Raw genomic sequence first — 13747 nt, forward strand, 5'->3', positions numbered from 1 at the left:
GCGCGCACTCCCACATAGCACCGGGAAGAGCGGGCGCACCACTGCGCGTCATACTCGGCCGCCGTGCGCCTCCCGCTGATCATCGCGCTGACGACGCTCGCGGGCTGTGGCGGAGGACAGCGCTCGGTCCTGCCCGACTACAGCGAGTGGATGCACGCCGGGGTCGATCCGCACGCCGAGGCCGAGGCGATCGCGGCCGGATTGGTGCGCGCCGGGTACGAGGTGCACGCGCGCATCGAGGGCGAGACCTGGGTCGCGATCGACGCGCGGCGCGGCGAGGAGCGTGCGATCCGGGTGGTCACGTCGCGAGGCGCAGCGCTGGTGCTCGACTCCCACGAGGCCGATCGCGTGCGGTTGCGACACGGCGAGATCGAGCTCGTGCCCCCGCCGCGCGCGCCCAGCCACGACCTCGACGGCGACGGTCGCGACGAGATCGTGGTCGCGCGACGCATCGAGGGTCGGGCGTGCATGCTGCCGTTCCGCATCGATGCCGAGGGCACGATCGCGCCGGTCCCGCCGGAGTACGGCGAGCTCGCCGACGAGGGCGTGTGCATCGAGTCGTTCCGCGACGTCGACGAGAACCAGCGCATCGAGGGAGTGGGCGTGCTCCGCGCGAACGCGCTCGCGCGCGGCGAGGTGCCCGAGGTCGAGGTGCCGCTCGAGCTCGACGAGCATCATCGTTTCCGTGTGGGCCCGCCCCCGGTGCGCTGGTCGGACGAGCAACGACGCGCGCGCGACGAGGAGCTCGTGGCCGCGCTGCAGGACGCGGATCCCGAGCGCGTGTACCGGATCGCGATCGAGCTCGCGATGCTCTCGCGGGTGAGCGGCGGCGATCGCGACGCACAGATCGCGGCGTTCGACGGGGCGATCTCGAGAGTGGTGCTCACCGAGGCGATCGCGCGCGACGCGCGCATCGTGCGCGAGGTGATCGCGCGCGGGTGGGCTCAGCCGCGCTGATCGAGCTGGTCGAGGAACGCGAGCACCGCGGTGGTGAACGCGTCGTTGTCGTCCCCCGCGACCATGTGCCCGACCTCGCGCACGTCCTGCCAGCGGGCGCGCGGCGCGATCGACACGAGCTCGCGCGCGAGCTCCTCCGAGACCACGTCGCTGTGCCCGCCCCGCAGCAGCAGGAGCGGCACCTCGAGCGCGCGCGCCGCGTCGTGGAGGCGTGCGCCGTCGAGGATCGCGTCCACCTCGAGCCGCTCGAGCAGGAGCGGGTCCCAGTGCCACATCCAGCGTCCGTCCTCGCGCCGGCGCAGCACGCGATGCAGGCCGTCGATCGTCGGTGCGGCGCGGCGATGCGGCAGGTAGCGCGCGATCGCAGCGCGCGCGTCGTCGAGCGAGTCGAAGCCGTCCTGCGTCGAGCGCATGAAGCCGACGATGCGCTCCACGCCCTCCCCTCGCGCCCGCAGCGCGATGTCGACGAGCACGAGCGCGCGCATCGGTCGCGCGCGCTCCGACGCCGCGAGCAGCGAGACGATGCCGCCGAGCGATGCGCCGACCACGACCGGAGCGCGGCCCGAGGTCTCCCCGGAGAGCGCATCGATCAGCGCGCATCCGTCGCCGACGAACGCGTCGATGCCGTAGTCGCCACCGGGCGCGCGACCGCTCTCGCCGTGGCCGCGCAGGTCGGGGGCCCACACGCGATGTCCGCGCGACGCGAGCGCGTCCGCGGTGCGTCCCCACGACGCGCCGGTCTGCCCGCCGCCGTGCAGGAGGAGCACGCCGGCGCCGGACACCGGGCCCGATGCGCGCACGTGGAGCACGACACCGCTGGGCGTCTCGATCTCCATCGCTTACCTCGACATGTCCAAGTTGCACGCTTACCTCGACCGGTCAAGGTAAGCGAGATGACGCGGCAGCGGCTCCCTCCCGATCAGGCGCGCGAGCGCATCCTCGATGCGGCGGAGAAGCGCCTCCGCGAGGGCGGTCTCGACGCGGTGCGCGTGCAGCCGATCGCGCGCGATCTCGGGATCACCGACGCCGCGATCCACCATCACTTCGAGGGACGTCAGGGGCTGCTCGAGGCGCTGCTGCGGCGCAGCGGGCGTCGTCTCAAGGAGAGCCTGCGCGCGATCGAGGTCGCCGACCCCGAGGTGATCGTCGAGCGGATGGCCCAGGCCTACGACGACGAGGGCCTCGCGGAGCTCGCGATGTGGCTGCATCACGCGGGCTGGCGCGAGGGCGGCTCGGGCATGCTGAGCGCGCTCGTCGAGACGGTGCACGCGGCGCGCGAGCGCTGCGGCGTGCGCGTGGAGCTCGAGGACACGGCGCGCGCGATCGCGTGGCTGCACCTGACGCTCGCGACCGAGCCCCTCTTCGGAGGCGCGGTGCTGCGCAGCGTCGGGCTCTCGTCGGCCAAGCCGAGCCGCGGTGCGCAGCGCGCGTGGATCGCCGAGGCGATGCGGCGCCTGTTGTTCAGCGCCGAGCGTTGAGGTGCGTGGTCAGCGATCCGCGCCCGCGAGCGCGATGACGTGCACCTCGAGCGCGCCCGCTTCGCGGAGGGCGCGCGCGGCGTCGGCGAAGGTCGCGCCGGTGGTGCGCACGTCGTCGATCACCAGCACGCGGCGTCTCGACGGCTTCACGCGCGCCGCGAAACAGCCGCGGACGTTGCTCGCGCGATCGGCAGCACCGAGCCCCGCCTGCGCGGGCGTGTCGCGCGTCCTTCGAAGTGCGCCCGCGTCGAGCGCGACACCGAGGCGCGACGCGACCGGCGCAGCGAGCAGTGCGGCCTGGTTGAAGCCGCGCTCGCGCAGGCGCTTCGGGTGCAGCGGGATGGGCACCACCGCGTCGACGCGCCCCGCGAACGACGCGCAGGCATCGGCGAGCAGCGCGCCGAGCGCGGCGACGTGATCGGTGCGCCGCCCGTACTTGAGGCGGCGCAGCGCATCGGCCATCGGGCCTCCGAACTCGTAGGCCGCGTTCGCGCCGCGATCGGGCGTGAGCCGCTCGAGCAGCACGTCGCACGCGCCGCAGAACGCGTTCACGCCGGGCGGGAGATCGAGGTCACAGCCCGGGCAGGTCCGGGGTGCGAGCAGATCGAGGAGGCCGTTCCACGCGATGTCCAGCACACGCGCTCTTCGGGCCAGACGCGATGCGCGTTGCGCTCGGACGACCGGCGAGAGATTCGACCGCAGAGGACTCAGAGGGCCCAGCTCTCTGCGGTCGAGCTGTTCGACTCAGTGCGAGTACGGCTCGTTCCGCAGGATCGTGTACGCGCGGTAGATCTGCTCGGCGAGGAACAGGCGCGCGAGGCGGTGCGGGAGGATCATGTCGCTCAGCGAGAGCTTCAGATCCGCTGCGTCCGACACGCTCTTCGGCAGCCCGTACGAGCCGCCGATCACGAACGCGAGCGCGGGCACCGCGCCGATCTCGCACTGCTCGACGTAGCGCGCGAACTTCTCGCTCGTCATGCGCTGCCCCTCGACCTCGAGCGCGATCACCCGCGCCCGCTGGGGGATCGCCTTGCGGAAGCGCGCCTCGACCTCGGACGTGCTGCCGTCCTCGAGCTCGATCTCGTCGAGCTTCGCGTAGCGCTTGATGCGCTTCTCGTAGTCGTCGATCGCGTCGCGCAGGCCGCGCTCCTTCACGCGGCCCACCGCGATGATCGCGATCTTCATCCGCGCGACGCGGGCGCCGGACCGGGCACCGTCACGCGCGCCGCGTCGATCCAGAGCGACTCGAGGTCGTAATAGCCGCGCACGTCGTGGTGGAAGATGTGGACGACGACGTCGCCGAAATCCATCAGCACCCACGCGCCGCCGGGCAGGCCCTCGACGCCGAGGCACTTGTTCTTCGTCTTCTGCTCGACGTCCTCCGCGATGCCGCGTGCGAGCGCGTTCACCTGGCGGTCGCTGGTGCCGCTCATCACGACGACGTAGTCCGCGTAGTCGACCTTGCCCGCGACGTCGATGATCTCGACGTTCACGGCCTTCTTGTCGAGCGCGGCCTCGGCCACCGCGAGCGCGACGGTGCGCGCGACTTCGTTCGCGGTCGGCGCGGTCTTCGCCACGGCCTTCGTGCGCGTGGTGCGCGTCTTCGGCGCGGCGGACGCGGCGGGCTTGCTCGCCGCCTTCTTGGTCGTCGTCTTCTTCGTCGCGGCCTTCTTGGTCGCGGTCTTCTTGGTGCCGCTGGTCCCGTTGCCGGTCTTCTTGCGCGCCGTCGCCACTCGATTGCTCCAATTCGTCCGCGCGCTCAGCCGCGGACCTGCCCTTCACCGTACGCGATCCACTTCCGCGTGCAGAGCTCTTCGAGGCCCATCGGGCCGTAGGCGTGCAGCTTCGTGGTCGAGATGCCCATCTCGGCGCCGAGCCCGAGCTCGCCGCCGTCGTTGAATCGCGTCGACGCGTTCACGAGCACGCAGCTCGCGTCGACCTCGCGGATCCAGCGCTGCGCGTGATCGTAGCGACGCGTGACGATCGCCTCGGTGTGCAGCGAGCCGTGCTTCGCGACGTGCGCGAGCGCGCCGTCGATGCCGTCCACCACCGCGACCGCGAGCACGAGGTCGAGGTACTCCGCGTCCCAGTCGGCCTCGGTCGCTTCCTTCATGTCGGGCGCGAGCGCGCGGGCGCGCGCGTCCCCGCGCAGCTCGACCTTCGCCGCGTGCATCGCGCGCGCGACGCGCGGCACGAACTCCTTCGCGCACGCCGCGTCGACGAGCAGCGTCTCCATGGCGTTGCACACGCCGGGGCGCTGCACCTTCGCGTTGAGCGCGATCTTCTCCGCGAGCTCGAGGTCCGCATCGCCGTCGACGTAGACGTGACACACGCCCTTGTAGTGCTGGATGACCGGCACCGTCGCGTTCTCGCTGACGTAGCGGATGAGCCCTTCACCGCCGCGCGGGATCAGCAGATCGAGCACGCCGCTGAGCTTCACCATCACCGCGAGCGCGGCGCGATCGGTCGTCGGGATCAGCGTGACCGCGGCCGCGTCGAGGCCTTCTTCTTCCAGCGCGCGCGCGAAGAGCTGCGCGATCGCCGCGTTGCTGCGCGCCGCTTCCGATCCACCGCGCAGCAGCACTGCGTTGCCGCTCTTGAGGCAGAGCGCCGCGGCCTCGGCGGTCACGTTGGGGCGCGACTCGTACACGATCCCGACGAGTCCGAGCGGCACCTTCATGCGCCCCACGAGCAGCCCGTTCGGGCGGCGGACCATCTGATCGATGCTGCCCACCGGATCGGCCGCGCGCGCGACCTCCTCGCACGCGAGCGCCATCTTCTCGATGCGCGGGCCGTCGAGCGTGAGCCGATCGAGCATCGCGGCCGAGAGGCCGGCCGCCTGGCCGCGCTCGACGTCGGCGCGATTCGCCTCGATCAGCGCGGGCGTGGACTCGCGGAGCAGCCGCGCCGCCCGCGTGAGCGTGGCGTTCTTGCGCTGCGTGCTCGCGATCGCGATCGCACGTCCGGCCTGCTTGGCGCGCTCGGCGAGGCGCCGCACCTCGGCCGCGAGCCCGTTGTCTGCATCCACGCGCGCGAACCTAGCACAACGGTCCGGACCCGCTGCGTCCCCGCCGACGCGGCTCTGCGCAACGATCTGCGCACCTCGTTTCGCACGGAGCGCCTTGAAATCGGGCGATCTCGCGTCACAACCTCACCGCCTTCGGCGTCCTCTGGACGCTGATCCCGCGCGGAAGAACACGATGGAACTGAGCCAGACCGCCCCCTCCGAGCGTCCCCTCGCGGCGTCGCAGCGCGTCGCGCCCGATGCGTGGCCGCCCGGTCGTCGCACCGCGAAGGACCTCCTCGCCGCGGCGAAGGAGTTCGGCAAGGAGGATCGCGGGCGCAGCTGGTTCCACGTCGCCGAGACGTTCGGCGTGCTCGCGGCGCTCTCGGCCGCGACGATCGCGGCGCCCTGGCTCGTGGTGCGCGTGATCGCCGCCGTGGTGATGGGCCTGACGATCGTCCGCGCGTTCATCCTCTACCACGACTACATGCACAACTCGCTGCTCCGCGGCTCGAAGGTCGCGAAGTGGATCATGTACGGGTTCGGCGTGTACGTGCTGACGCCGCCCAACGTCTGGCGTCAGACCCACAACTACCATCACGCGAACACCGCGAAGATCGTCGGCTCGCACGTGGGCTCGTACCTGATGGTCACGACCGAGATGTGGAAGCAGATGACGCCCGCGCAGCGCCTCGTCTACAAGGCGTACCGTCATCCGCTGACGATCTTCTTCGCGTACTTCACGGTGTTCCTCTACGGGATGTGCGTGAGCTCGTTCCTGCGGAACCCGAAGAAGAACTGGGACTCGGCGCTCGCGGTCGTGCTGCACGTCGCCGCGTGGATCGCGCTGATCGCGCTCGGCGGCTTCGAGCTCTTCTTCGTCGCGTACTTCCTGCCGCTCTTCGTCGCGACGATGAGCGGCGCGTACCTCTTCTACGCGCAGCACGACTTCCCGGAGATGCACGTGCAGCCGCGCGAGACGTGGGAGTACACGCGCGCGGCGCTCGAGAGCTCGAGCTACATGAAGACCGGCGCCGTGATGGCGTGGTTCACCGGGAACATCGGGTACCACCACGTGCACCACCTGAACCCGGGCATCCCGTTCTATCGACTGCCCGAGGCGATGGCCGCGATCCCCGAGCTGCAGAACCCGAAGGGCACGACCACGCTGCACCCGCGCGACATCCTCGCGTGCTTCCGCGCGAAGCTGTGGGACGCCGAGCAGAACCGCATGGTCGGCTACCCCGACTGACGCGCTGCTCGCGTTGGTCGACTCGTCGCGCGCTCGGCGTGAGTCCTCTCGTCCTGCGTGAACGGGGCGCGTGGTAACCACGCGCTCATGACGACCGCTCGCACGATCCGCGCGCCGCGCGGCACGACGCTGCGCTGCAAGGGATGGGCGCAGGAAGCCGCGCTGCGCATGCTGATGAACAACCTCGATCCCGAGGTGGCCGAGCGTCCCGAGGACCTCGTGGTCTACGGCGGCACCGGCAAGGCGGCGCGCAGCTGGGAAGCCTTCGACGTGATCGTGCGCGAGCTCGAGCGGCTCGGCGACGACGAGACGCTGCTCGTGCAGAGCGGCAAGGCGGTCGGGAAGTTCCGCACGCACGCGGACGCGCCGCGCGTGCTGATCGCGAACTCGCTGCTCGTGCCGAAGTGGGCGACTTGGGAAGAGTTCCGCCGCCTCGAGGCGATGGGCCTGACGATGTTCGGCCAGATGACGGCCGGCTCGTGGATCTACATCGGCACCCAGGGGATCCTGCAGGGCACGTACGAGACGTTCGTCGCGGCGGGCGTGCAGCACTTCGGTGACAAGCAGAGTGGGGGCTCGTGGAAGGGCCGCTGGATCCTCAGCGCGGGCCTCGGCGGCATGGGCGGCGCGCAGCCGCTCGCAGCGACGATGGCGGGCGCGTGCTTCCTCGGCGTCGAGGTCGATCCCTCGCGCGCCGAGAAGCGGAAGAAGGATCGTTACGTCGATCGCATCACGTCGTCGCTCGACGAGGCGCTCGCGTGGATCGACGAGGCGCGCAAGAAGGGTGACGCGCTGAGCGTCGCGCTCGTCGCGAACGCGGCCGACGTCTATCCCGAGCTCGTCGCGCGGGGCATCACGCCGGACTTCGTGACCGAGCAGACCGCGGCGCACGATCCGCTCGTCGGCTACGTGCCGCCGGGGCTCACGCTCGATCAGGCGGCCGCGCTGCGCCGCGACGATCCGACGTCGTACGTCGCGCGCGCCAAGCAGGGCATGGCGATCGAGGTGCGCGCGATGCTCACGATGGTCGAGCGCGGCGCGCACGCGTGCGACTACGGGAACAACATCCGCGCCCACGCGAAGGAGGTCGGCGTCGAACGCGCGTTCGACATCCCGGGGTTCGTGCCGGCGTACGTGCGGCCGCTCTTCTGCGAAGGAAAGGGACCGTTCCGCTGGGTCGCGCTGAGCGGCGATCCCGAGGACATCAAGGTCACGGATGCCGCGGTGAAGGAGGTCGTGCCGAACGATCCGCACCTTCACCACTGGCTCGACATGGCCGAGGAGCGCATCGCGTACCAGGGCCTGCCCGCGCGCATCTGCTGGCTCGGGTACGGCGATCGTCATCGCGTGGGGCTCAAGTTCAACGAGCTGGTGCGCACCGGGAAGGTGAAGGCGCCGATCGTGATCGGTCGTGATCACCTCGACTGCGGATCGGTCGCGAGCCCGAACCGCGAGACCGAGGCGATGAAGGACGGCAGCGATGCGATCGCGGACTGGGCGATCCTCAACGCGCTGGTGAACACGTCGGCAGGCGCGACGTGGGTGAGCGTCCATCACGGCGGCGGCGTGGGCATCGGGTACTCGCTGCACGCAGGGATGGTCGTCGTCGCGGATGGCACCGATGCAGCAGCGCAGCGGCTCGAGCGCGTGCTCACGAGCGATCCCGGCATGGGCGTGATCCGCCACGCGGACGCGGGCTACGAGATCGCGATCGAGACCGCCGAGAAGAAGGGCGTGCACGTCCCGCATCGGGCGCGATGACGCACGATCTCGTCATCCGGAACGCGCATGTCGTGACGTGCGCCGGGCCCACGGGGAGCGCGAAGGAGCGGCTCGGGATCGTCTCCGATGCCGCGCTCGCGATCTCCGGCGATCGCATCGCGTGGATCGGCGCCGATGCGGATCGTCCGCGCGACGCGGCGCGCGAGATCGATGCAGGGCGTCGCGTCGTGATGCCCGGGCTCGTCGACGCGCACACGCACCTCGTGTTCGCGGGATCGCGCATCGACGAGTTCGCGCGGAAGATGGCGGGTGAGGACTATCGCGCGATCGCAGCGTCGGGCGGTGGGATCGCGGCGAGCGTGCGCGCGACGCGCGCGGCGAGCGAGGACGAGCTCTTCGCGCGCGCCAAGGCACGTGCCCTCGCGATGCGCGCGTGCGGCACCACGACGGTCGAGGTGAAGAGCGGCTACGGCCTCGACCTCGCGACCGAGACGCGCCTGCTCGCCGTCGGTCGACGGCTCGCGCGCGAGGGCGTGGTGAGCACGACGACGACCTTCCTCGGTGCGCACGCGATCCCGCCCGAGCGCGCCGGGGATCGCGAGGGCTACCTCCACGACGTGATCGACGTGATGTTGCCCGCGGTCGTCGAAGCGAAGCTCGCCGACGCGTGCGACGTGTACCTCGACGAGAACGCGTTCTCGCGCGACGAGGCGGCGCGCGTGCTCTCCGCGGCGAAGGCGCGCGGATTGTTGCTCAAGGCACACATCGGGCAGTTCCGCGATCTCGGCGGCGGCGAGCTGCTCGCAGAGCTCGGCGCGCTGAGCGGCGATCACCTCGAGGACGTGTCGGACGCCGGGCTGCGCGCGATGGCGGCGGCGGGCGTGCGCGCGGTGCTCCTGCCGGGCGCGTGGCGGACGCTGCGTCAGAAGGCGCCCGATGCGGCGCGGCTGCGCGCGCACGGCGTGCCGATCGTGGTCGCGACCGACTGCAACCCCGGCACCTCGGCGTGCGTCGATCTGCCGCTCTGTGCGGCGCTCGCGGTGCGCGACGCAGGGCTCACGCTCGAAGAGGCGCTCCTCGCGATCACGGTCGAGGCCGCGGGCGCGCTCGGGCTCGCGGATCGCGGCCGGATCGTGGTCGGCGCGCGCGCCGATCTCGCGTGTTACGACGAGGCCGATCCGCGCGCGCTCGGGTACGCGCTGGGCGGATCCCGCGCACGCTGGATCGCGCTCGGCGGGCGCGTGATCGAAGACGCGGATCGGACCGGACACGATCGCGCCCTCTGGTAGAATCGCACTCGTGTCCGACCTCGAGCTGCACGAGATCGACTACGAAGCCGCTTATTCCGGTTATCTCGATCGCTTTGCCAAGCGCTTCGGAGATCGTCCCGAGGGCGCGTTCGTCAAGTTCGGCAAGCACATGGTCCAGAAGCTCCCGCGCGGAGAGTTCCCGCGGCGGCTCGATCACTACGTGCAGCTGCACCGCGCGGTGAAGGACATGCTCGAGACGGGCTCGACCATCAGCGACGCGCTGGTGCTCGACTTCGTCGAGGCGAGCGCGTGGATCGGCATCCAGGCGCCCGACATGTACTCGATGTTCCGTGGCGAGCTCGGCGACCCGAAGCTCGCCGCGCCGAACCGCGACACCGCGGTCGATCACACGATCTCGACGCAGCGCTCGCTGCCCTCGGGCGAAGATCCGCTGCGCTCGACCGCGCGCGATCTGCCCTCGTCGCGCGAGCGCTCGCCGATGTCGAGCAGCAGCGAGCTCCGCGCCGATCTCACCGAGCCCGAGATCCACGTCGGCGCGCGTCCCTCGCGGGACGAGTGACCTGCGACATACTCGCGAGATGACACCGTCTCTCCGTGCGCGCGTCGTCGCGGCCACGCTGTTCCTCACCACCGCGGGCCTCGGCAGCGGCTGCGATCTCACGACGAAGCACTGGGCGGAGGAGACCCTCCGCGACGTGCCCGGCCAGACGCTCTCGGTGATCGCGCCGCACCTCGACTTCACGCTGCGCTTCAACGAGGGCACCGCGTTCAGCGTCGTGCGCGATCTCGGCGTCGGGCGTGCGGTGCTCGGTGTGCTCGCGCTGATCGTCGCGGCCGCGCTCCTCGTCGTCGTGATCCGCTCGCCCGAGAGCCGCATGCGCACCCTCGCGCTCGGCCTCGTCGCGGGCGGCGCGATCGGCAACGGGCTCGATCGCATCACGCGCTCGGGCGTCGTCGACTTCGTCGAGATCCACTACCCGTGGGGCGGGAGCTGGCCTGCTTTCAACGTCGCCGACGTGCTCGTCGCGGTGGGCGCGGCGCTGCTCATCCTCGACGGATGGCGCGCCGCGCGCGCGGATCAGTCGGCGGGCGCGTCGGGGATCGGATAGCCGCGCCAGAGCCAGAGCAGCGTCTCGGGCAGCGTCTGCCGCAGCACGCGTCGATCGACGTGCCCGGCGTCCTCCGACCACAGGAAGCGGTAGTGGTAGCCGCGATCCTCGAGCACGTCGGACATGCGCCGATTGGCGTCCATCCAGTTGTGCAGTCCGTCGCTCCCGAAATTCAGATCGTTCTCTCCGACCTGCAGGAACACGCGGATCGGCTTCACCGCTTCGTCGCGGATCATGTGCTCGTGGTACTCCCACGCGCCGCGCGGATGCTCGTCGTCGCGGTGCTGTGCGACGAACGTGCCCGAGTACGTGAGCACGCGGCGATAGAGCTCGGGGTGGAACCACGCCATCGTGAAGGCGCACGCGCCGCCCGAGCTGCCGCCCATCGTCGCGCGTCCTTCGGGGTCGCTCGTCAGGCGTAGATCCGGATAGTCCGCGCGGATGTCGGGGCGCATCGGGATCAGCGGCAGGACCTCGGTCTCGATGAAGCGCGTGTAGTGATCGGACACGCGATCGTACTCGAGGCCTCGCTCGCTCCCCGGGCCGTCGCCGGGCCCCGGATTGATGAAGATGCCGATGACGTGCGGCAGTCGATGCTGGTGGATCAGCGTGTCGAGCGCGGCCGTGACGTCGCCGACGTATCCGCCTCCGTCCTGGATCACCATGAACGGCGCTTCGGTGCCGTTCACGTACTGGCGCGGGACGTAGATCCAGAGATCGCGCGTGTAGCGACCGGTGACGCCCGGATAGATCTCGCTGTCCTCCGACTGCATCGAGAAGCGGTACACGCGACCGCGCGGTGCATCGTCGGGAACGCGCATCTCGGGCGCGTCGGCGTAGCTGGGACCGATGGTGAAGTCGCCATCGCCCTCGGTGCCCGGATCCATCACGGTGGGCGGCGGAGGGCCCGCGTCGATCGTCGGGATCGAGGCGTCGTCTTCCTCGAGCTCGCCCGCGTCGAGCGCGGGTGCGTCGATCGGCACGCCGGCATCGCGGGGAGGTGTTGGAGTCGACGCGTCGTCGGCGCTCGGGAGATCGCCTCGGAGATCACCGACGCACGCACCGAGCAGCAGCGCGCAGATCGAGAGGCGAACGATCGATGCGGTCAATGGACCTCCTGCGGCAGCGCTCAGCAGGAGGTGTGCCCGTTCGAAACGCGCGTTTGCCGAGGACACGAGGCTCCATCCACGTCGTGGATGGAGCCTCTGGCGCGCCTCGGAGCGCGGCGCGCTCCTCGACCATCGCGAAGATCACTCGCGTCGCTCTCGACGCGAGGTGAGCGAGAGCGCTTCGGGCGGGAGGAGGACCCGGCCGGCTTCGCCGGACGGGGGAGGGTTCGCCGCACGAACCCTCCGGCAGGAAAGGAACTGATTGCAGCGCTCTCGAGCGTCAGCGCGAGAGCGCGTCGCAATCAGATGCCGCGGGGCACGGTCTCGAGGTTCTCGATCTGATCGAGCGCCCAGCGGATCAGCGCGCTGCGCGTCATGCGGCGGTGGCCGCGCGACTTGAGCGCGGCGACCTTCTCGTCGAGGCGCGCGAGGTCTTCCTTGTACATCGAGATGCAGATGATCTCGTAGTGATCGGGCTTCGGCTTCTGGACGCGCTTGCGCTTGCCGCTGCTCGTCTCGGCCTCGGGCGTTGTCTTCGCGACCGTCCGCGACGGCGCCTCGGCGCGATAGAACGTCTCGCGCAGGACCTCGCGCACTTCTCCGTCGTCGAACAGCTCGCGCACGGCGCGCGCGTGAGGATCGGCTGCCATCGTCGAAACTCCTTCAGCTGGCGGCCAGGGCGACCTCTCCGGTGTGCCCTTCGTGGCGATCGAGCAGACGCGTGTCGCCGCGGAGGCGACGCACGTGCTCGACGAGGACCGAGTAGTCGAGCGCGCCGTGGCTGTCGGGCGCGTACTCGAAGATCGTCTGCTTGGCGCTGGGCGCCTCGCGAAGCTTGGTGTTGACGCGGATCGGCGGGAGGCAGCGCTCGCCGAAGTGATCCTGGAGCGCCGAGACGCTGTCGCGCGCGATCTTGTTGCGCACGTCGTAGAACGTCGGCAGCACGCCGAGCAGCGCGACGTCGTGCTTGAGCAGCTCGCGCACGTGCTTGAGCGTGCGCAGCACCTGCTTCACGCCGACGAGCGAGAGGTAGTCGCACGAGACCGGCACGAGGATGCTGTCGGCGTAGACGAGCGCGTTCTGGTTCATCAGCGAGAGCGCGGGCGCGCAGTCGAGCACGACGACGTCGTAGCCCGTGACGCGATCCCCGAGGCGCTCGCGCATCACACGATCGCGGTTGGGACGCGTCGCGAGGTGCAGCTCGGCGGCCGCGAGCAACTCGTTGGAGGTCAAGACATGGAGGCGGTCGTCGACGGGCACCGCGGCGTCCATCGCGTTCACGCCGTGCACGAGCACGTGATAGAGCGTCTTCTCGCCGCGGATGCCGAGCGACGCGCCGACGTTGCCCTGACCGTCGGCATCGACGAGCAGGACCTTGTTGCCGGCAGCCGCGAGGCCTGCCGCGAGGTTCACCGCGGTCGTCGTCTTGCCGGTGCCGCCCTTGTGGTTGAACACCGCGATGCGTCGCGGTCCGCTCGAGACCGGCGCGCCCGCGCGGTTCACGCGCAGCACGCCGGCGCGCGCCGCGTTGCGGCACTCCATCGTGCAGAAGTGCGACGGCGCTCCGTCCTTCACCTGCACCTGGAACGGGTACTCGAGCGTGAAGCCCTTCCCGCACACGTCGCACTTGCAGCCTGCAGCGTCGGCGCCTGCGCCAGCGGCGCTCGTCGCGGTGGTACCCACGGACGAGTAGCCGAGGCTCGCCTGCTGACAGCCCTGCGAGCAGAAGTAGTGGAAGGTCCCGTGCTCCTCGCGCACCTGGTAGCGGAAGCGGACCTGGAACGAGCGCTCGCACACGGAGCACGTCGAGAGCGGTGTGTCGACCACGCGCGTCTCTCCTCGAGG

At 70.7% G+C, this 13747-nt stretch carries 15 protein-coding genes; 7 read left to right on the top strand and 8 right to left on the bottom strand.

The window, feature by feature from the left end; genetic code table 11:
* Positions 1–63 precede the first annotated feature (63 nt).
* Positions 64–957: a hypothetical protein gene (locus I5071_RS12970; protein ID WP_236605751.1), complete on the top strand. Its 894-nt coding sequence runs from the start codon at positions 64–66 to the stop codon at positions 955–957.
* Here the strand turns inward: I5071_RS12970 and I5071_RS12975 are convergent.
* Complete coding sequence (locus I5071_RS12975) at positions 945–1793, bottom strand: alpha/beta fold hydrolase (protein WP_236605752.1); 849 nt, start codon at positions 1791–1793, stop codon at positions 945–947. The two genes, I5071_RS12970 and I5071_RS12975, sit on opposite strands and share 13 nt — an antisense overlap.
* Positions 1794–1850: 57 nt before the next feature.
* Between I5071_RS12975 and I5071_RS12980 the strand changes: the two genes are divergently transcribed.
* Positions 1851–2435 (top strand): TetR/AcrR family transcriptional regulator, encoded by a 585-nt coding sequence (locus I5071_RS12980; RefSeq protein ID WP_236605753.1) that lies wholly within the window; start codon positions 1851–1853, stop codon positions 2433–2435.
* Between the two features lie 9 nt (positions 2436–2444).
* On the opposite strand, the gene I5071_RS12985 is transcribed toward I5071_RS12980, so the two are convergent.
* The 4 genes from I5071_RS12985 to I5071_RS13000 form a co-directional block, all read right to left on the bottom strand.
* The gene (locus tag I5071_RS12985) at positions 2445–3071 is read right to left on the bottom strand and encodes a ComF family protein (RefSeq protein WP_236605754.1); all 627 of its coding nucleotides are present in this window, start codon (positions 3069–3071) and stop codon (positions 2445–2447) included.
* Between the two features lie 108 nt (positions 3072–3179).
* On the bottom strand, positions 3180–3620 hold the full coding sequence (locus I5071_RS12990) for a 23S rRNA (pseudouridine(1915)-N(3))-methyltransferase RlmH (protein ID WP_236605755.1): 441 nt from the start codon (positions 3618–3620) through the stop codon (positions 3180–3182).
* Positions 3617–4168, bottom strand: a complete 552-nt coding sequence (gene rsfS / locus I5071_RS12995; protein WP_236605756.1) for a ribosome silencing factor — start codon at positions 4166–4168, stop codon at positions 3617–3619. The genes I5071_RS12990 and rsfS overlap by 4 nt, the downstream gene beginning before the upstream one ends.
* A gap of 26 nt (positions 4169–4194) precedes the next feature.
* Positions 4195–5463 (bottom strand): glutamate-5-semialdehyde dehydrogenase, encoded by a 1269-nt coding sequence (locus I5071_RS13000; RefSeq protein ID WP_236605757.1) that lies wholly within the window; start codon positions 5461–5463, stop codon positions 4195–4197.
* Between the two features lie 172 nt (positions 5464–5635).
* Between I5071_RS13000 and I5071_RS13005 the strand changes: the two genes are divergently transcribed.
* The 5 genes from I5071_RS13005 to lspA all read left to right on the top strand — a co-directional run bounded on the left by I5071_RS13005 (position 5636) and on the right by lspA (position 10793).
* Positions 5636–6691: a fatty acid desaturase family protein gene (locus I5071_RS13005; RefSeq protein ID WP_236605758.1), complete on the top strand. Its 1056-nt coding sequence runs from the start codon at positions 5636–5638 to the stop codon at positions 6689–6691.
* Positions 6692–6778: 87 nt separating this feature from the next.
* Positions 6779–8452, top strand: coding sequence for a urocanate hydratase (gene hutU / locus I5071_RS13010; protein ID WP_236605759.1), 1674 nt, complete (start codon positions 6779–6781; stop codon positions 8450–8452).
* Entirely contained in the window at positions 8449–9702 is a 1254-nt protein-coding gene (gene hutI, locus I5071_RS13015) for an imidazolonepropionase (protein ID WP_236605760.1), read from the top strand. Before hutU ends, hutI begins: the two co-directional genes overlap by 4 nt.
* Before the next feature lie 10 nt (positions 9703–9712).
* Entirely contained in the window at positions 9713–10243 is a 531-nt protein-coding gene (locus I5071_RS13020; RefSeq protein ID WP_236605761.1) for a hypothetical protein, read from the top strand.
* A 19-nt stretch (positions 10244–10262) separates the two neighbouring features.
* Positions 10263–10793 carry a signal peptidase II gene (gene lspA / locus I5071_RS13025; RefSeq protein ID WP_236605762.1) on the top strand — a complete coding sequence of 177 codons (531 nt, stop codon included), beginning with the start codon at positions 10263–10265 and terminating at the stop codon, positions 10791–10793.
* Here the strand turns inward: lspA and I5071_RS13030 are convergent.
* From I5071_RS13030 to I5071_RS13040, 3 genes are all read right to left on the bottom strand, one after another.
* Positions 10763–11776 (bottom strand): alpha/beta hydrolase, encoded by a 1014-nt coding sequence (locus I5071_RS13030; RefSeq protein WP_236605763.1) that lies wholly within the window; start codon positions 11774–11776, stop codon positions 10763–10765. The two genes, lspA and I5071_RS13030, sit on opposite strands and share 31 nt — an antisense overlap.
* Before the next feature lie 428 nt (positions 11777–12204).
* Positions 12205–12552, bottom strand: a complete 348-nt coding sequence (locus I5071_RS13035) for a hypothetical protein (RefSeq protein ID WP_236605764.1) — start codon at positions 12550–12552, stop codon at positions 12205–12207.
* 13 nt (positions 12553–12565) lie between these two features.
* Positions 12566–13729, bottom strand: coding sequence for a ParA family protein (locus I5071_RS13040; protein ID WP_236605765.1), 1164 nt, complete (start codon positions 13727–13729; stop codon positions 12566–12568).
* Between the last annotated feature and the right edge of the window lie 18 nt (positions 13730–13747).

Origin of the sequence: Sandaracinus amylolyticus (assembly GCF_021631985.1) — a bacterium.
In the GTDB taxonomy this organism is placed as follows: Bacteria; Myxococcota_A; Polyangia; order Polyangiales; family Sandaracinaceae; genus Sandaracinus; species Sandaracinus amylolyticus_A.

What these genes read in the sequence shown, in the direction of transcription:
- I5071_RS12975 (WP_236605752.1), bottom strand. Translation starts at nt 1,793, where the DNA reads ATGGAGATCGAGACGCCCAGCGGTGTCGTGCTCCACGTGCGCGCATCG.
- I5071_RS12980 (WP_236605753.1), top strand. Translation starts at nt 1,851, where the DNA reads ATGACGCGGCAGCGGCTCCCTCCCGATCAGGCGCGCGAGCGCATCCTC.
- I5071_RS12990 (WP_236605755.1), bottom strand. Translation starts at nt 3,620, where the DNA reads ATGAAGATCGCGATCATCGCGGTGGGCCGCGTGAAGGAGCGCGGCCTG.
- I5071_RS13005 (WP_236605758.1), top strand. Translation starts at nt 5,636, where the DNA reads ATGGAACTGAGCCAGACCGCCCCCTCCGAGCGTCCCCTCGCGGCGTCG.
- hutU (WP_236605759.1), top strand. Translation starts at nt 6,779, where the DNA reads ATGACGACCGCTCGCACGATCCGCGCGCCGCGCGGCACGACGCTGCGC.
- hutI (WP_236605760.1), top strand. Translation starts at nt 8,449, where the DNA reads ATGACGCACGATCTCGTCATCCGGAACGCGCATGTCGTGACGTGCGCC.
- lspA (WP_236605762.1), top strand. Translation starts at nt 10,263, where the DNA reads ATGACACCGTCTCTCCGTGCGCGCGTCGTCGCGGCCACGCTGTTCCTC.
- I5071_RS13035 (WP_236605764.1), bottom strand. Translation starts at nt 12,552, where the DNA reads ATGGCAGCCGATCCTCACGCGCGCGCCGTGCGCGAGCTGTTCGACGAC.